Origin of the sequence: Microbacter sp. GSS18, assembly GCA_029319145.1 — a bacterium.
GTDB lineage: Bacteria > Actinomycetota > Actinomycetes > Actinomycetales > Microbacteriaceae > Microbacterium.
Genome location: CP119753.1, coordinates 3,347,669 through 3,364,559, shown reverse-complemented (window position 1 = coordinate 3,364,559; position 16,891 = coordinate 3,347,669). Strand labels below are relative to the sequence as shown.

General features: G+C 70.8%; 13 protein-coding genes, 3 tRNA genes and 1 pseudogene. 6 read left to right on the top strand and 11 right to left on the bottom strand.

Annotated elements, in window-relative coordinates:
• Nucleotides 1-5 precede the first annotated feature (5 nt).
• From P0L94_15505 to tilS, 4 genes are all read right to left on the bottom strand, one after another.
• A complete protein-coding gene (locus P0L94_15505) occupies nucleotides 6-596 on the bottom strand; it encodes a GTP cyclohydrolase I (GenBank protein ID WES63861.1) in 591 nt (196 codons plus the stop codon).
• A 9-nt stretch (nucleotides 597-605) separates the two neighbouring features.
• Nucleotides 606-2,615 carry an ATP-dependent zinc metalloprotease FtsH gene (ftsH, locus tag P0L94_15500; protein WES63860.1) on the bottom strand — a complete coding sequence of 670 codons (2,010 nt, stop codon included), beginning with the start codon at nucleotides 2,613-2,615 and terminating at the stop codon, nucleotides 606-608.
• Nucleotides 2,616-2,757: 142 nt separating this feature from the next.
• On the bottom strand, nucleotides 2,758-3,309 hold the full coding sequence (gene hpt / locus P0L94_15495) for a hypoxanthine phosphoribosyltransferase (protein WES63859.1): 552 nt from the start codon (nucleotides 3,307-3,309) through the stop codon (nucleotides 2,758-2,760).
• A 39-nt stretch (nucleotides 3,310-3,348) separates the two neighbouring features.
• Nucleotides 3,349-4,347, bottom strand: coding sequence for a tRNA lysidine(34) synthetase TilS (gene tilS, locus P0L94_15490; protein ID WES63858.1), 999 nt, complete (start codon nucleotides 4,345-4,347; stop codon nucleotides 3,349-3,351).
• A 177-nt stretch (nucleotides 4,348-4,524) separates the two neighbouring features.
• On the opposite strand from tilS, the pseudogene ppa reads away from it, so the two are divergent.
• Both ppa and P0L94_15480 read left to right on the top strand, forming a co-directional pair.
• A pseudogene (gene ppa / locus P0L94_15485) lies at nucleotides 4,525-4,989 on the top strand (inorganic diphosphatase).
• Nucleotides 4,990-5,067: 78 nt separating this feature from the next.
• Nucleotides 5,068-6,417: a DUF2254 domain-containing protein gene (locus P0L94_15480; protein WES63857.1), complete on the top strand. Its 1,350-nt coding sequence runs from the start codon at nucleotides 5,068-5,070 to the stop codon at nucleotides 6,415-6,417.
• 16 nt (nucleotides 6,418-6,433) lie between these two features.
• On the opposite strand, the gene P0L94_15475 is transcribed toward P0L94_15480, so the two are convergent.
• Nucleotides 6,434-7,828, bottom strand: a complete 1,395-nt coding sequence (locus P0L94_15475) for a peptidoglycan DD-metalloendopeptidase family protein (protein WES63856.1) — start codon at nucleotides 7,826-7,828, stop codon at nucleotides 6,434-6,436.
• A 220-nt stretch (nucleotides 7,829-8,048) separates the two neighbouring features.
• On the opposite strand from P0L94_15475, the gene P0L94_15470 reads away from it, so the two are divergent.
• From P0L94_15470 to P0L94_15455, 4 genes are all read left to right on the top strand, one after another.
• Nucleotides 8,049-8,124 (top strand) — tRNA-Glu (locus P0L94_15470).
• Nucleotides 8,125-8,150: 26 nt separating this feature from the next.
• Nucleotides 8,151-8,224, top strand: a tRNA-Asp gene (locus P0L94_15465).
• Between the two features lie 65 nt (nucleotides 8,225-8,289).
• Nucleotides 8,290-8,362 (top strand) — tRNA-Phe (locus P0L94_15460).
• A 568-nt stretch (nucleotides 8,363-8,930) separates the two neighbouring features.
• Nucleotides 8,931-9,146 (top strand): hypothetical protein, encoded by a 216-nt coding sequence (locus tag P0L94_15455; GenBank protein WES63855.1) that lies wholly within the window; start codon nucleotides 8,931-8,933, stop codon nucleotides 9,144-9,146.
• 160 nt (nucleotides 9,147-9,306) lie between these two features.
• On the opposite strand, the gene P0L94_15450 is transcribed toward P0L94_15455, so the two are convergent.
• The 6 genes from P0L94_15450 to P0L94_15425 form a co-directional block, all read right to left on the bottom strand.
• Nucleotides 9,307-11,052: a beta-galactosidase gene (locus P0L94_15450; protein ID WES63854.1), complete on the bottom strand. Its 1,746-nt coding sequence runs from the start codon at nucleotides 11,050-11,052 to the stop codon at nucleotides 9,307-9,309.
• 1 nt (nucleotide 11,053) lies between these two features.
• The gene (locus tag P0L94_15445) at nucleotides 11,054-11,671 is read right to left on the bottom strand and encodes a bifunctional 4-hydroxy-2-oxoglutarate aldolase/2-dehydro-3-deoxy-phosphogluconate aldolase (GenBank protein ID WES63853.1); all 618 of its coding nucleotides are present in this window, start codon (nucleotides 11,669-11,671) and stop codon (nucleotides 11,054-11,056) included.
• The gene (locus P0L94_15440; protein WES63852.1) at nucleotides 11,668-12,558 is read right to left on the bottom strand and encodes a sugar kinase; all 891 of its coding nucleotides are present in this window, start codon (nucleotides 12,556-12,558) and stop codon (nucleotides 11,668-11,670) included. The genes P0L94_15445 and P0L94_15440 overlap by 4 nt, the downstream gene beginning before the upstream one ends.
• A 10-nt stretch (nucleotides 12,559-12,568) precedes the next feature.
• Nucleotides 12,569-13,288, bottom strand: a complete 720-nt coding sequence (gene kduI / locus P0L94_15435) for a 5-dehydro-4-deoxy-D-glucuronate isomerase (protein ID WES66331.1) — start codon at nucleotides 13,286-13,288, stop codon at nucleotides 12,569-12,571.
• A 142-nt stretch (nucleotides 13,289-13,430) separates the two neighbouring features.
• Nucleotides 13,431-15,401, bottom strand: a complete 1,971-nt coding sequence (locus tag P0L94_15430; protein WES63851.1) for an SDR family oxidoreductase — start codon at nucleotides 15,399-15,401, stop codon at nucleotides 13,431-13,433.
• On the bottom strand, nucleotides 15,398-16,888 hold the full coding sequence (locus P0L94_15425) for a carbohydrate kinase (protein WES63850.1): 1,491 nt from the start codon (nucleotides 16,886-16,888) through the stop codon (nucleotides 15,398-15,400). The genes P0L94_15430 and P0L94_15425 overlap by 4 nt, the downstream gene beginning before the upstream one ends.
• Nucleotides 16,889-16,891 lie beyond the last annotated feature (3 nt).

The following is a 16,891-nucleotide window of genomic DNA, read 5'->3' as shown; positions in this document are numbered from 1 at the left end:
AAGAGTCATGTGCTCGGACCTCCCAGCAAGGCGATGAGCTCGGCGCGCGCGGCCGGCTCGGCGAGCTCGGCGCGCGCGGCGATCGTGACGGTGGTCGCGTCGGGCTGACGCCCGCCGCGCATCGTGAGGCATTCGTGTGAGGCGTCGAGCACCACGAGCACACCCCGCGTGTCGAGCGTCCCGGCGATCACATCGGCGATCTGCTCGCCCAGGCGCTCCTGAACCTGCGGGCGCGACGCCAGCGCGTCGACGACCTTGGCCAGGGCGCCGAGCCCCACGACCTGCTCCCCCGGCAGGTAGGCGATGTGGGCGCGCCCGCGGAACGGCAGCAGATGATGCTCGCACACGGACCGGAAGGCGATGTCGCGCAGCATCACGGCACCGGACGGCAGCGTGTCGGGCGCCGGACCCCGCGAGACCGAGATGGTCGAGCGCAGGGGGACTGCGGCATCCGTCCCGACCCCGGCGAAGAACTCCGCGTACGCGTCCGCGACGCGCTCGGGCGTCTGACGGAGCCCGACGCGATCGGGGTCCTCCCCGATCGCGTCCAGGAGTTCGCGCACCAGTGCGGCGACGCGCTCGCGATCAACGGCCACAGGCCGAGCCTACGCGGTCGCGGGACGCGCCTGCCCTGTGGGACGCCGGTGCGGCGCCTTCTCGGCCGCCGCCTGCTCGGCCTCGACCGACGCGGCGATGCCGGCGGGCTGGTCGGCCGGGCGCGGCACGTCGATGGGGGGCAGCGTCGAGACCGGGCGATGCTCGCTCGAGAGCCACTGCGGGCGCGGCGGCAGCTTCTTGACGTCGCTGAAGATCTCGGCGAGCTCGTTGTGATCCAGCGTCTCCTTCTCGAGCAGCGCGAGCGCCAGCTTGTCGAGGATGTCGCGGTTGTCGCTGATCACCTGATAGGCCTCGTCGTGCGCCTGCTCGATGAGCGTGCGCATCTGAGTGTCGACGCGCTCGGCGACGCGCTCCGAGAAGTCGCGGCCGTGGCCCATGTCGCGGCCCATGAAGACCTCGCCCGAGGACTGCCCGAGCTTCACCGGGCCGACGTCGGTGGTCATGCCGTACTCGGTGACCATCTTGCGGGCGATGCTCGTCGCCTTCTCGATGTCGTTGGACGCGCCGGTCGTGGGATCGTGGAAGACGATCTCCTCGGCCACTCGGCCGCCCATGGCGTACGTGAGCTGGTCCTGCAGCTCATTGCGGGTGATCGAGTACTTGTCGTCCAGCGGCAGGACCATCGTGTAGCCGAGCGCCTTGCCGCGCGGCAGGATCGTCACCTTGGTGACCGGGTCGGTGTGGTTCATCGCCGCCGCCGCGAGAGCGTGTCCGCCCTCGTGGTAGGCGGTGATGAGCTTCTCCTTGTCCTTCATGACGCGCGTGCGACGCTGGGGCCCGGCGATGACGCGGTCGATGGCCTCGTCGAGGGCGCGGTTGTCGATCAGCTGGGCGTTCGAACGCGCCGTCAGAAGGGCCGCCTCGTTGAGCACGTTCGCCAGATCCGCACCGGTGAAGCCCGGGGTCTTGCGCGCGACGACCTCGAGGTCGACGCTGTCCGCGAGCGGCTTGCCGCGGCCGTGCACCTCGAGGATCTTCTGGCGGCCCTTGAGGTCGGGCGCGTCGACGCCGATCTGGCGGTCGAACCGGCCCGGGCGCAGCAGAGCCGGGTCGAGGATGTCTGGGCGGTTGGTCGCCGCGATCACGATGACGTTCGCCTTGGGGTCGAAGCCGTCCATCTCGACGAGCATCTGGTTGAGGGTCTGCTCGCGCTCGTCGTGGCCGCCGCCGAGGCCGGCGCCGCGGTGGCGGCCGACGGCGTCGATCTCGTCGATGAAGATGATGGCGGGAGCGGACTCCTTGGCCTGATTGAACAGGTCGCGCACGCGGCTCGCGCCGACGCCGACGAACATCTCGACGAAGTCCGAACCGGAGATCGAGTAGAAGGGCGTCCCCGCCTCACCCGCGACGGCGCGGGCCAGCAGGGTCTTTCCGGTGCCGGGAGGGCCGTACAGCAGCACGCCCTTGGGGATGCGGGCGCCGACGGCCTGGAACTTGGCCGGGTCCTTGAGGAAGTCCTTGATCTCCTCGAGCTCTTCGATCGCCTCGTCGGAGCCGGCGACGTCCTGGAACGTGACCTGCGGCATCTCCTTGGTCACGAGCTTGGCGCGGGACTTGCCGAACTGCATGACCTTGCTTCCGCCGCCCTGCACGTTCGACAGCAGGAACCAGAACAGCAGACCCAGCAGCAGGATCGGCAGCATGAGCGACAGGAAGCCGTCGAACCACGTCGCGCGCGGCACGGCGTCGTCGAAGCCGTCCGCGGGCGCGGCGGCCGTCACGGCGTCGACCACTTCGGAGGCCCGCGCATCGACGTAGTAGAACTGCACCTCGGTCGCACCGTCGTAGGGCTCGGACAGCGTCATGTCGACGCGCTGGTCGCCGTCGGTGTTGAGCACCTCGGTCACGGTGCCGCCCTTGAGCAGCTCGAGTCCCTCCTGCGTGGAGATCTGCCTGGCGCCGTTCAGGCTCGAGATGAGCATGAATCCCACGATGAGGAAGACCGCGATCAGCAGCACGTAGAGCAGCGGATTGCGGGTGATCTTCTTGACGTCCATTGTGTGGGCGCGAACGCCCCGTCCCTTCGTCGGCGGCACCGCGGCGATCCAGCCGGCCGGCGGTGGGTTTCAGGGTATACCGCGCAACCTCGGCGCCCCCTGTGCATTCGCCCACGGCGTACAGGGGGTTCTGGGCGGCGCGTCAGGAGTAGACGTGCGGCGCGAGCACGGCGACGTCGCGCAGGTTCCGGTACTTCTCGGCGTAGTCCAGGCCGTAGCCGACGACGAAGTCGGTGGGGATGTCGAAGCCCACGTACCTGCACGGCACGACGACCTTCGCAGCCTCGGGCTTGCGCAGCAGCGCGAAGACCTCGACGGATTCGGCACCGCGGGAGGCGAAGTTCTCCAGCAGCCAGCTGAGGGTCAGCCCCGAGTCGATGATGTCCTCGACGATGAGCACGTGCTTGCCGGTGAGGTCGGTGTCGAGGTCCTTGCGGATCTGCACCACACCGCTCGACCGGGTCCCGGCGCCGTACGACGACACCGCCATCCAGTCCATCGGGACGAGGTCCTTCAGCGCGCGCGAGAAGTCGGCCATGACCATGATCGCGCCCTTGAGGACGCCGACCAGCAGCAGGTCCTTGCCGGCGTAGTCGGCTTCGACCAGCGCGGCGATCTCGTCGAGCTTGTCGCGGATCTGCTCCTCGGTGACGAGGACCTCGGTGATGTCGCCTTCGATGTCGGTCGCGCGCATGCTCCCGAGTCTATTCAGGTCACCGCCCCGAGCGCGGGTTCAGCCGCGCGCCGTGAACTCGATGCGCCCGCCGATGCGACCCGCCCGGCATCCGGGAAGGTCGATCGGGCCCTGACCGGTCCAGTCGGTGGCCAGGCGCGCCACTTCGAGCGTCTGAACGCGCGTGAGGCTCTGGCCGAACTCGGCCGCCACGACGTGCCGGATGATGCGGTTGCGCAGCGCCGCCGGATTCGCCGACAGGGCCGCCGCCGACACCGAGATCCCCGCCTCGGCGTGCTCCACGATGTCCTCGATCGTCTCCTCGATCATGTCGTCGAACGCCTCGGCGTCCTCGCGCAGCTGCGCGGCGGTGCGCGCGAGCGCCTCGGCGATGCCCGGCCCCAGTTCGCTCTCGAGAACCGGCAGCACCCGTTCGCGCACCCGCACGCGCGCGTAGGCGGGATCGGTGTTGTGCGGATCGTTCCAGGGCCGTAGCCCCTCGGCGACGCACGCCGCGCGGGTCGTGGCGCGACGCACCGACAGCAGCGGGCGCAGCAGCGCGACGCCGTCGAGGTCGGCGCGGTCCGCCATCCCCTGCAGGCTCGCGGCGCCCGAGCCGCGAGCGAGACCGAGCAGCACGGTCTCGGCCTGATCGTCGAGAGTGTGCGCGAGGAGCACCGCGCCGGCGCCCGCCCGCGCGGCGGCGTCCCGGAGCGCCGCATACCGGGCTTCGCGCGCGGCGGCCTCGGGACCGCCGGCGCCCCCGACCTCGACCGGCACGACCGTCGCATCCATCCCGAGGCGGCGCGCGGCCTCGGCCGCTGCGGCCGCGACACGGTCGGAGCCGGGCTGCAGCCCGTGGTCGACGACGACCGCCGTCGCCCTCACACCGGCCTTCGGCCCCTCGAAGGCGCACGCGGCGGCGAGCGCGAGCGAATCCGCGCCGCCCGAGAGACCCACGACGACCGCTTCCCCCGCCTCGACGCCGCCCAGCACAGCGCGCACGGCGCGCCGCACCTCGGCGACGGAGGGGTTCAGCCCCGGTCTGTGCGCGTTCACGCCCTCAAGCTACCCGCCCGCGGCGAGCGGGCTCGTGCAGAACTTCACGGATACGCGCGCAACGGGGCCGCACGGGGGCTCGAGGGCCGGTTTCCACGCCGGATCTGCGGAGTTCTGCGCGGCGGCGCCCGGCTAGGCTGGTGGGCGGCATCCCACAGACTTCGAAGGAGCACCATCATGGGCGCGTACGACGCCGTCATCGAGATCCCGCGCGGCAGCCGAGTCAAGTACGAGGTCGACCACGGCACCGGCCGCGTCTTCCTCGACCGCATCCTCTACACGCCGATGGGCTACCCCGCCAACTACGGGTTCTTCGAGAACACCCTCGGTGAGGACGGCGACCCGCTCGACGTGCTCGTGCTGCTCGACCACGACATCGCCCCCGGCGTCATCGTCAAGGTGCGGCCCGTCGGTGTGCTGAAGATGAGCGACGAGGCCGGCGGCGACGACAAGCTGGTCGCCGTGCTCGCGAAGGACCCGCGCTGGGCGCACATCCAGGACGTCGGCGACATCGCCGAGTACACGCAGAAGGAGATCGCGCACTTCTTCGAGCACTACAAGGACCTCGAGCCCGGCAAGTGGGTCAAGGTCGACGAGTGGGCGGACGCCGCCGAGGCCGAGCGCCTCGTCGCCGAGTCGTTCACGCGCTTCGAGGAGCACGAGGGCCAGACCGAGACGCAGGGCGAGGGCGAGGCCCCCACCACGCGGTAGCCTTCGGGCATGACCCGGCCCGGCAGCGCCGTCAGGCGGCGGCTCGCCTCGATCAGCGAGGCGATCGCGTCGCGCCTGTGGCCGCTGCCGCTGGTGGCCGTCGTCGCCGGCGTGATCCTCGGGGTCGCGCTGCCGGTGATCGACCGGGCCGTCGACGCGTCCCTGCCCTCGTGGGTGGAGACGTTCGTCTTCTCCGGCGGGGTCGACGCCGCCCGCGCCGTGCTGTCGGCGATCGCGGGATCGCTCATCACCGCGGCGTCGCTGACGTTCTCGCTGACGGTCGTCGCGCTTCAGCTCGCTTCGAGCCAGGCCTCGCCACGGCTGCTGCGCATGTTCGCGTCGGACCGCATGGTCCATGCGACGCTGGCGATGTTCCTCGGCACCTTCGCCTACGCGCTGACGGTGCTGCGCACCGTCGAGGACGCGACCCCGGATGCGGATGCGTTCGTCCCGCGGATCGCGCTGACGACGGCATCCGTCCTGACGCTTTCGAGCGTCGTCGTGCTGACCTTCTTCCTCGCCCATCTGGCGCGGCAGCTGCGGGTCGAGACGATGATGCGCGACGTCCACCGCGAAGCGTCCGAGACGATCGCCCGCATGGCCGACGACTCTCCCGGGGATCCCGCGCCCGCGCCCCCGCGACCCGAGTACGCCCGTGTCATCGCGTCACCGGCATCGGGGTTCATCACGGGCGTCGATCGCACGCGGCTGGTCGAGATCGCCGCGGACGCCGACGTCGTCGTGCGAGAGCTGCGCACGGTCGGAGAGACCGTCATCGAGGGGACCCCGCTGGTGGAGTGGTGGCCGGCGGACCCGATGGTGCGGCCCACGGCCGCGAGCGCCGAGCACCTCGCCGAGCGGATCACTTCGTGCTTCTCGGCGGCGTACGAGCGCACGCCGCCGCAGGACGTCGGGTTCGGCCTCCGGCAGCTCGCCGACGTGGCGGCGAAGGCCCTGTCACCCGGCGTGAACGACCCGACCACCGCGGTCCATGCACTCGGGCACATCGCCGCGGTGCTGGCCGACCTCGCAGAACGCGACGAGCAGCCCGCGGCATGGGCGGATGCCGACGGCGCCGCGCGCCTGCTCCCCGCAGGCGACGGCTTCGCGGACTTCGCCGAGGTCGGGCTGGAGCAGATCCGGCGCTACGGCGCCGGCGACCCCGATGTCGCGGCGCGCCTGTTCGGCGTCCTCGACGATGTGGCGTGGCGGACGCGACGACCCGCGCAGCGGGACGTGCTGCGATCGCAACTGGAGCGACTCGAGGCGTCGGTGGCGCGCGAGGACTACGACGAGGTCGAGCGTGCGCGGTTCACCGAGCTCGGCACGCGCGTGCGCGCCACGCTGGTCCGACCCTGACGACAGGCGTTCGGCGTCAGACCGAGACGCCTCGCTGGGCCATGAAGGTCGACGGGTTCACCGGGTAGCCATTGACGTAGACCTCGTAGTGCAGGTGGCACCCGAACGAGTTGCCGGTGCGCCCCTCTGCCGCGATCAGCTGACCGGCGCTCACACGCTGCCCGTACCGGACGTAGATGCCGCCCCACTGGATGTGGGCGTACCCGGTGGCGACGCCGTTGCCGTGGTCGATCTTGATGTAGTTGCCGTACCCGCCGTTCCCCCCGGCGTACACGACGGTCCCGGCGTGCGCGGCGTAGATGCCCGATCCGCAGCCGGCGGCGAGGTCGACGCCGTAGTGGTATCCGCTCGCACAGTAGCTCGAGCCGCACTGGACACTGCGGGGGCCGTAGCCCGACGTGTGCCGGCCCCACGAGGGCCGAGCCCAGCCCGACGAGACCGTGCTCCCCCCGCCACCGCTCGAACCTCCGCCGGAGCCTCCGCTCGAACCGCCGGCTGCCGCGGCCGCCGCAGCCTCCCGCGCGAGCCGCTCGGCCTCCTCGCGTGCTCGGCGCGCGGCTTCCTCGCGCGCTCGGCGGGCCGCCTCCTCGCGCACACGCACGCCCTCTTCGTAGTCGGCGATGGTGCGGGCGGTGGTGTCCTGCAGCGCGGCGAGCTGGGCCTCGAGGGTGGCGAGGTTGGCGTTCTGCGCGTCGAGCGCGGCCTGGGCCTCGTCAGCTGCGCGCTGCGCCGCCTGCATCTTCTCCTCGGCGATCCGCTGCAGGCGGTCGCGCTCGTCACGGGCGACGGATGCCTGGTCGCTGAGGCTCTGCGCGGAGTCGCGGGCCGTGATGGCCTCGGCGTAGATGTCCTGGTTCCGCTCGAGGAGGCGGTCCATCGTTCCCAGGCGTGCCAGCAGGTCGTCGGCCGACGCGGCGCTGCCTGCGAAGAAGAGCTCGAGCGACGTGTCGTCCCCGCCGTTGCGGTAGAGCTGGGCTGCCACCCGGCCGGCCTTGTTGGCGGCATCCACCGCGAGGGTGGCCTGTTCATCGGCCTGCGCCTGCAGCTGCTCGGCGCGGGACGCCGCGTCGAAGTACGCCTGCTGAGCCTCGTAGAACTCGTCGGACGCCTTCTCGGCCGCGGCCTGCTTGGCGGCCACGTCGGCCTTGAGCGACTCGATGAGCCCCTGGATCCTGGTGACCTCGCCGGCCTTGGCCGCCTGATTCGCCCTGGCCCGCTCGACGTCGTCCCATGTGGGGTAGTCGTCGGCAAAGGCCGCGGGGACGAGCGGGCTCGCGATGGCCGCGGTGGCGGCGACGCCGAGCACGCCGAGACCGATGGCCGAGCGGCGCGAGATGCGCGGGCGCGTCGTCACGCGGCTGCTCGTCGCCGGAGCGCAATTGCACGCGTCGAGGTCGGGTTCGTCACTCACGCACCCCTCCCTTCGCGCGACAACGTCTTTCACACTAGCAACACAGGTCGCATCTGCAACGGATTGGGCCGCGCGCGCTGCCACCCCAGTCACGGGCGCACACCGACCAGTGTCCGCCCTTTCCGGCCCGGGCACCAGTGCTTTCGGGCCTCGATTTGGTATGGCGCCGGATATCTCTTATGCTTGATCGTCGGCAGGCGAGAGCCCACCGGGTTCATCCGGCCCCATCGTTTAGCGGCCTAGGACGCCGCCCTTTCACGGCGGTAGCACGGGTTCGAATCCCGTTGGGGTCACCACGCCGACAGCATAATTTCACAAGCATGGCCCTGTAGCGCAGTTGGTTAGCGTGCCGCCCTGTCACGGCGGAGGTCGCGGGTTCAAGTCCCGTCAGGGTCGCTCCGAGCGACAAGCCCTTCTCGGAGGGCTTTTCGTTTAGGACGCGGCAGTTTCGAGTGCCGCGCGGCTCTGTAGCTCAGTTGGTAGAGCGTTCGACTGAAAATCGAAAGGTCACCGGATCGATGCCGGTCGGAGCCACACGGGTGATCGTTACAGTCACCCCAGGAACCCTCGCGTAGCTTCTACATCGCGGGGGTTTCGTCTTTTTCCCGGGAAGCACTGGGATGGCGGCGGGCATCCCAGTCTGCACAGGCTGTGCTCCTCCGACCCGCCCGTAGTCGCATCGAGTCGCGGGCCCGGCCCCCGGGGGGGGGAGCGATGATGACAGCTGGCACGGATCGGCCTGAGGTCTCCTGCCTGCAGTCGCTGCGAGCGACGGGTCCTCGCGAATCACTCCGTCGTTGCGCGTGTACTTCGTTTGGACCGTGCGGGTCGGTTCCGTTGGACGACGACAGGGATGCATGCCCCGGCAATGCTGGTGGATGACCTGACCACCGACATTCCGCACGGAGTTTGACTTGCGACAGTTGTCCCCCACTCGGCCCCGAGTCGTGCAGCACGCGTCCCCATTGCGACCAGACGATCCGGCGTACTTCGCTCTGATCGCGGTCGACGGAGATCTGAGGCAGGTGGGGACGCGGCCAACGGCCTACGTCAGCACCCTCGCTCTGTCCCGCAGCCGCGCGGGAAGGGCGGACCGGAGCCAATGAGCGCCGGGATTCTGCTGAAGCACATCGGCGCTCGCGCGCTGGAAGCTGTATTCAGTGTCGCCGAAGCCGCCGCGCTGGTCCTCAGCGCGGCGATCATGGTCGTGCTGGTGGTCGCATCATACGTGGTGCTGCTGACCAAGTCAGTGGCCGAGTCTGGCCCGCATCATCGGCGCATCGACGCCGGGCACGGTCGAAGCCTCGGCGGCGCGTAGGCTGCGATCTCTTGCGGAGTGAGCGTGAGGACCCTCCCTCCCGCTCCTGACGCCCACGCTGTGCCGGCAGCCGGCACATGAGCCGCACCGATCGCCATCTGCGCATGTCCGGGGCCTCGACCGAACGACTTGATCGGCTCGTCGCGAGCATGATGCGGGGTCAGTCCTCGGTGGGGCCGAGCGCGGGCTCGGCGACGAAGCGGGCGACGCGCTCGGCGGCATCCGCCAGCTCGACGACCACGACGGCGTTCGCCCCCGCCCGCACGACCGGCCCAGGCACACGCAGCGTCCGCTGCGGCCCGGCGCTCGCATAGCGACCGAGCACGAATCCGTTGACGATCGCGACGCCGCTGCCCCACGCACCCGTATCGAGGATCAGATCGGCTGCCGCATCGAGTGTGAAGGACCCGCGCAGGGCCACGCGGCCGGCCGCCGGCCCGTTGACGGCGTCGGCGTCGCGCACCCAGGCGTCCACGGCCGCGACATCGATCGGCGTGGCCGTCCAGTCCGAGAGGACCTCGCCATCGAGCGTCACGGGCCCGACGATGCCCTTGGGCTCGCCGATCCGCACGCCGTAGTTGACACGACCCTCCTCTTCGACGACGACCGTCAGCCGCCCGCCCGGAGGCACCGCCAGCGACCGCTCGCCCCGCGTGCGACTGAGCGCGCCGACCGGCACGCCGTCCACCTCGACCCAGGCGCGGTCGCGAACCTCACCGAAGACGAGACTGCGCAACCCGTCGCCGGGTGGCAGGGCGGTCTCGTACCGCACGATCGCGACCGTCGGGTCGACATCCTCGAACACCGGCGGCTGCGCTGCCACCGTCGTGGGCCCGTCCGCCGCTCGAGCCCAGTCGCCGACGGGCTCCAGAGCGACCTCGAACGCGGGTGCGGGCGTCGCGGCGTCGGGGACGTCGTCGGGCACCGGGGCATGCCGCGCGATGACCTCGCGGAACGCCCAGTACTTCTCGGTCGGGTGTCCCGCCTCGTCGAGCGGCGCGTCATAGTCGTACGACGTCGCGATGGGAAGGTAGCGGCCCTTGTGGTTCGCTCCGGTGGTGAGCCCGAAGTTGGTGCCGCCGTGGAACATGTACAGGTTCACCGAGGCGCCCGCTGCGAGCATCGTCTCGAGTTCGGCGGCCGACTCCGCCGGACTCGTGGTGTGGTGGACGCTCCCCCACCAGTCGAACCATCCGTCCCAGAACTCCGAGCACATGAGCGGACCGGTGGGCTGGTGCTCGCGAAGGGTCGCGAGGCGTTCGCTCGCACGCGACCCGAAAGAGCCCGTCAGATGCACGCCGGGCAGGCTGCCGTCCCGCAGCATGTCGGGCTGCGGCTGGTCGACGGTCGTGAGCGGCACGGTGATGCCCGCGTCCTTCGTGATGCGCACGAGCTCGGCGAGATAGTCCTTGTCCGACCCGTAGGCGCCGTACTCGTTCTCGATCTGCACCAGGATGACCGACCCTCCCGCATCGAGCTGGCGCGGTGCGACGATGTCGTAGACCCGACGCAGGAAGACCTCGACCTCGGCCATGTACTGCGGTTCGCTGCGGCGCAGGCCGATCCCGGGCATCGCGGTGAGCCAGACCGGCAGACCGCCGTTGTGCCACTCGGCGCAGATGTACGGGCCCGGGCGCACGATCGCGTGCATGCCCTCGGCCGCGACGAGGTCGAGGAACCGGCCGAGGTCGTTGGCCCCTGTCACGTCCCATTCGCCGCGGCGCGGCTCGTGCGCGTTCCACGCCACGTACGTCTCGACCGCGTTCAGCCCCAGCAGTCGCGCCTTGCGGATGCGGTCGGCCCACTCGTCCGGGTGGACGCGGAAGTAGTGCAGGGCTCCGGACAGGATGCGGTGGGGGCGGCCGTCCAGCAGGAAGTCGGTCGCGCCGATCTCGAATCTCGACATGTCAGTCCTCTCGGGCGGCCAGCAGCGCCGCCAGGTTCGTCAGCTGCGCGTCATCCTCGAGGGCGGATCCGACCGCCACCACGCGAACGCCCGCGTCGAGGAACTCCGCTGCGTTGGATGCGTCCATGCCCCCGGTCGCGATGAACCGCGCCTGCGGGAACGGGCCGCGGATGTGGCGGAACCAGTCCGCTCCCAGCCACTGCGCGGGGAACGCCTTGAGCCACGTGAGCCCCAGGGCGAGGGCGTGCTGCACCTCGGTCGGCGTCGCGACCCCGGGCAGGATCGCGACGCCGAGGTCGGCCGCGGCACGCACGACGGCGGGATCGAGCCCCGGGGAGACGAGATAGCCGGCACCCGCCTCGACGGCGACCGGCACCTGGGCGGGGTCGACGATCGTGCCGGCACCGACGACGACGCCGCGTTCACGGCCCCGCTTCGCGATCTCGCGCAGCGCGTCGACGTCCTGCGGGGACTGGATCGTCACCTCGACCGAGTCCAGCCCCAGGTCCCACGCGGTCGTGGCGAGGCGGACCGATCGCTCGACGCCCATGCTCCGCAGGATCGCCATGAGGGGTGCCCCGGCGAACACATCGTCGAAGAAGGCCGCGGTGTCGGTCATGAGGTCTCGCTCTCGTCGGGGAAGTCTGCGGTGGTCAGGAGGGTGAGCGCCGCCCGCTCGTGGCCCGAGGTGAGCCGCGCCGTGGGATCGTCGCCGCGCAGGAGCGCAGCCAGATAGCCGCCGGCGAACGCGTCGCCCGCACCCACGGGCTCGACGACGTGCACGCGGTGCGAGGGGACGAACACGCGTCCGGTGGCGGTGAAGGCGGTCGCGCCGACCTCGCCGTCCTTGACGACGAGCTCGGCCACACCCGGGAATCGAGCACGGACATCGGCGGCGGTGGGCGTCCGCCACAGCGCTTCGGCCTCGTCCCGGCCGACGAACACGACGTCGGCGCGACGCACGAGCGTATCGAGCACGGGTGCCGCGGTCGCGGCATCCCACAGCGCGGCACGGTGGTTGACGTCGAAGCTGACCGGGATGCCCGCCGACGCCGCGCGCGCGATCAGGCGGTCCAGGAACGCGGGCGCGCTGCCGGACAGGGCGGCGGTGATGCCCGACACATGGATGAGCTCGACGTCCGACAGGTCCAGGCCATCGGCATCCGCGCCACCGAGATGCGATGCCGCCGAATCGTCGCGGTAGTAGTGCACGCCGCGGCCGGGGTTCTTGACGTAGAGCCCGGTGCGGTGCTCTCCGTCGAAGACGACGCCGGACACGTCGATGCCACGGCGCGCGAGGCGCAGGGCGATGCGACGCCCGAGCGGATCGGCCCCGAGCCGGCTGAACCAGCGCGCCCGGCCGCCGAGCGCCGCCACGTGGCCGGCCACGTTGGATTCGGCGCCGCCCGCGTCGATGCGGAACGACTCCGCCGATTCGAGGGGCGACTCGGTGGCGGGCGCGACCATCGCCATGGTCTCGCCGGCCGTGAGCAGGACTCCGGTCACGTCGGGCAGATCACTTCAGGTCGGTGACAGGGGCGGCATCCATGTCGTCGAACGCCTGGTTCTCGCCCGCCATCGCCCACACGAACGAGTATGCCGCAGTGCCGACTCCGGAGTGGAGCGACCAGCTGGGCGAGATGATCGCCTGACGATCGGCCACCACGAGGTGCCGGGTCTCTTCACGCTCGCCCATGAAGTGCATGACGCGGGCGTCCTCGGGAATGTCGAAGTACAGGTAGCACTCGGTGCGGCGATCGTGGGTGTGCGCCGTCACGCCCATCACGATCTGGCAGCTCTTGACGCCGTTCTCGCGGATGTACTGGTCGAGGGTGCGGCGGTTGCTCGTGACCTGGTCTCCGAGTTCGCGGACCGTGCCCTCGCCCGGAGAGACGAGCGCGGCCGGGTACGAGGTGTGCGCGGGCGCCGAGAACACGTAGAACTGCGCGCCGTCGCTTCCATCGGCGTCGGCGAACACGACATCGCGGATGCCGCGGCCGAGGTACAGGCACGCGCCCTTGACGAGCGCGTAGACCTCGCCGTCTGCGGTGACCGTGCCGGTGTCGCCGACGTTGACGATGCCGAGCTCGCGGTGCTCGGGGAAGTGGTCGCTGCGGATCTCGGGGTAGCCGGTGAGGGGCAGCGCGGTGCCCGCCGGCACCGCCCCGCCGAGCACGATGCGGTCGTGGTGCGTGTAGACGAGTCTCACCTCGCCGGGGACGAAGACGTCGGGGATGAGGCCGCCCTTTCACGGCGGCAGCACGGGTTCGAATCCCGTTGGGGTCACCACGCCGACAGCATGATTTCACAAGCATGGCCAAGCAGACGTCGAGCCCATGCCGTCGACGCAGAACGACGGCACGAGCTCCGTCCTTGCCTCAGATCACCCGGTCGTTCCCGCCGTCGACGCTGATGTGCGCGCCGGTCGTCGCCGGGAAGTCAGAGCACAGCGCGACGACCGCGTGGGCGACGTCGGCGCTGCGCACCTCCACCCCGAGCAGGTTTCGGGTTCGATACTCCTCCACGCTCAGGCCGTAGTGGGCGGCGCGCGCGGCGAGAAGCTCCGGTGTCCAGATGGCCGTGTCGAAGACGGCATCCGGGTCGACCTGATTCACGCGGATGCCGTCGCTGGCCCATTCGAGCGCGGCGACGCGGGCGAGCTGTGCCGCTGCCGCCTTGCTCACCGAGTATGCGGCCACGCCCGGGCCCGGTGCCGTGACGTTCTTGGTGGACACGAGTACGACCCGGCCCCCGCGCACGGCGCGACGCAGACACGGGTGGGCTGCGCGGAGCATGCGGGCCACGCCCGTGGCGTTGATCCTCATGGCACGCTCCCACACGTCGTCGTCCAGTTCCGCGATCGGCTGGCTCGGCGGGAAGATCCCCGCCGCGACGACGAGCATGTCCACTCCCCCGAACCGGCGCACGGCGGTCTCGACGGCGCGGTCGATGACGTCCGCGCTCGCCGCGTCTCCCGCGATCCCGACCCACGCGGGGTCGTCGAAGACCGAAGCGACGTCGGTGTTGAGATCCACGCCGACGACGGCGGCTCCATCGGCGAGGAGGGCCTGCGCGATCGCCCGTCCGATCCCGGAGGCGGCGCCGGTGACGAGCGCGACTTCGCCGGTGAGCGGACGGCGGATGCGCCCCGTGAGCTTGGCCTGCTCCAGCGACCAGTACTCGATGTCGAAAGTGAGGTCCTCGCCGAGCGAGCGATAGCCGCCCAGGCGGTCGGCGGCGTCGATGACGTCCATCGTGTGCAGCGCGACATCGTGCGCGACGCCCGCAGCGGCCACCGTCTCACCGACGACGAGCATCCCCAGATCGGCATCGAAGACCACGCGGGGAGCCGGGTCCAGTTCGACGACGGGCTGCGGGGTGCGACCGCGATGCCGCGCGACATATGAGCGGTAGCGCCGCACGTAGGCGTCGACGTCGCGTCCGATCATCGGCTCCCGCTTCGTGTAGAGCACGTGCTCGGGCGTCGCGGTCCCGCGGCGCGTCGCCTGCTCGAGGCCGGTGCGCGACGCGAACGCCGCCGCCCTGCCGCTCACGGACTGCGCCACGATCATGGGTCGTCCGGCCGCGCGCGAGATGTCGGCACGCAGACTGACGATGTCATCGCGTGCACCGGATGACGCGATCCCGTCACCGGGGGCTCCCCACTCACCGCCCGCGACTCCGGCCACGGCAGAGGCGCGCGCCACCAGTTCGCGGTGGCGGTCCAGCACGGCATCCGGATCGTCGCCGAACGTGAACAGTCCGTGGTTGCTCAGCACCAGCGCATCCGCTCCGGTGGTGTCTGTGTCGGCGACCAGCCGCGCCAGCGGGAAGCCGGGCATGACATAGGGGAGTACGCGGACACCGGCACCGAGTGCATCGGCGATCGATTCAGGTGCGACCTCGCGATTGGTCAGCGCGACGATCGCGTCCGCATGCGAATGGAGCACGACGCGACCGGGCAGCGAGGAGTGCAGCAGCGCTTCGATCGAGGCCGTGGGAGCGGACGCGTCCATCGACGCCTGACGCAGTTCGTTCACCATCGTCGGGTCGTCGAGCTCGGCGAGTTCGAGCAGCTCGCGAAGCCGGTCGCGGCGCAGCGGCGCGAAGCCCTCGGGTTCGATGGTGCCGAGGTTCCAGCCGCTTCCCTTCACGAACACCAGGTCGACGGCCCGTCCGGTGACATCCCGCCCCGTCGCCTTGATCGACGTGTTGCCGCCGCCGTGGAGCACGAACGAGGGGTCGGCGCCCAGGGCCCGGCTCACGCGCACGATGTCGTCGAGCGCCCGGACGGCCTCGACGCCGTATGTCGAACCAACCGAATCCGTCAGGACCTCGCCACCGCTCACGCGCACACCTCCCACACCGACTGCATGCTCTCGAGCACGCGGTCGAACCGCCCGGCCTGCTCCGCGTACGCTGCACGGCAGCCCCCCGGCTCGACGACCAGCCGGGGATCCGGCGCGGTGTTCCACCCGCCGGTGTCGATCCCGATCGCGTGCGCGGCGAGCGAGGCGACTCCTCGCGCCCCCAGTTCGGTTCCGAGCTGTCGACGCATCGCGTGCCCGACGACATCGGCGAACATCTGCGCCCACACGTGGTTCTTCGCGCCGCCTCCCGCGAGCGTCCAGGGCTGGTCCGACACGACGGCGCCGCTGTCGATCACCTTGTCCAGCTGCACGCGGTGATACTGCGTGATCCCCTCCGCGACGGCACGCGCGACATGGGCGTAGCCATGGCTGCCCTTGATCCCGATCAACGTCCCGGATGCGCCGAGGTGCTCGGGCGCGCCGTGGATGAACGGGAGGAACAGCAGCCCGTCGGCCAGCGGCGGTGCATCCTGGCCGGCGTCGAGCAGGTCCCGCGGGGTGATGGGGATCGTGGCGCACGCTCCGAGCAGCGACGAGGCCCACTCGATGCTCGCTGCGGACGTCGGGGCGACCTCCATGGCGAGCATGAGCCCGTCCTCGGGAAGCAGCGCGTTGATGGTGACGTGCGGCGGGGCTTCGGAGGTCGGGACGACGACGCTGTTGATCGCCCAGGTCCCCACGATGACGGTCACGTCGCCGAGAGCGGCCGATCCGGCACCCAGCGGACTGGCGACGCAGTCCATGCATCCGGCGGCGACCGGCGTGCCCTCGGGCAGTCCGGTCAGCGCGGCCGCCTCAGCGGTGACGACGCCGACTGCTTCGTCGGATGCCGACAGCGGCGGCAGCAGCGACATGACCTCTCGCGGAAGTCCGAGCAGGTCGAACACGGCCGGCTCGTAGTCGCGCGTGAGCAGGTCGACCAGCCCGCACCCTGACGAGTCCGAGAAGTCGGCGCTGGCGATGCCCGTCAGGCAGGCCGTGATCCAGTCCTTGCAGGTGAGCGCCCAGCGCGCCTGGGTGAGGACGTCGGGGTCGTTCTCGTGGAGCCAGCGCAGCAGCACCCCGGGCTGAGCCGCCCACGGGACCGAACCTGTGATCCGCTGCACCTCGTCGATCCGATCCCGATCCAAGCCGGCGACGATGGCCTCCGCGCGGCTGTCGGTGGAGGCGATGGCGGGACGGATCGGCCGCAGGTGCCCGTCGACGAGATACAGGCCGTTGCCGTGGCCCGTGGCTGCGACGCCGCCGATGCGCCAGCCGTCGCGCGTGAGGACACCGGTGAGGTCGCGCAGAACGTCTGCGACGACCTCCCAGAGGGCCGTCATGTCTATCTCCTGCCGCTCGCGCGACACGGCGACGCGGGGATTGGGGGCGGCGACCGTGTGGAGTTCGCGGCCGTGCTCGTCGAACGCCGCCGCCTTCGCGGAGGTGAGGCCGACATCGATGCCGATGACGCAGGTCTTCATTGA

What these genes read in the sequence shown, in the direction of transcription:
- ftsH (WES63860.1), bottom strand. Translation starts at nt 2,615, where the DNA reads ATGGACGTCAAGAAGATCACCCGCAATCCGCTGCTCTACGTGCTGCTG.
- hpt (WES63859.1), bottom strand. Translation starts at nt 3,309, where the DNA reads ATGCGCGCGACCGACATCGAAGGCGACATCACCGAGGTCCTCGTCACC.
- P0L94_15480 (WES63857.1), top strand. Translation starts at nt 5,068, where the DNA reads ATGACCCGGCCCGGCAGCGCCGTCAGGCGGCGGCTCGCCTCGATCAGC.
- P0L94_15455 (WES63855.1), top strand. Translation starts at nt 8,931, where the DNA reads ATGAGCGCCGGGATTCTGCTGAAGCACATCGGCGCTCGCGCGCTGGAA.
- P0L94_15450 (WES63854.1), bottom strand. Translation starts at nt 11,052, where the DNA reads ATGTCGAGATTCGAGATCGGCGCGACCGACTTCCTGCTGGACGGCCGC.
- P0L94_15445 (WES63853.1), bottom strand. Translation starts at nt 11,671, where the DNA reads ATGACCGACACCGCGGCCTTCTTCGACGATGTGTTCGCCGGGGCACCC.
- P0L94_15425 (WES63850.1), bottom strand. Translation starts at nt 16,888, where the DNA reads ATGAAGACCTGCGTCATCGGCATCGATGTCGGCCTCACCTCCGCGAAG.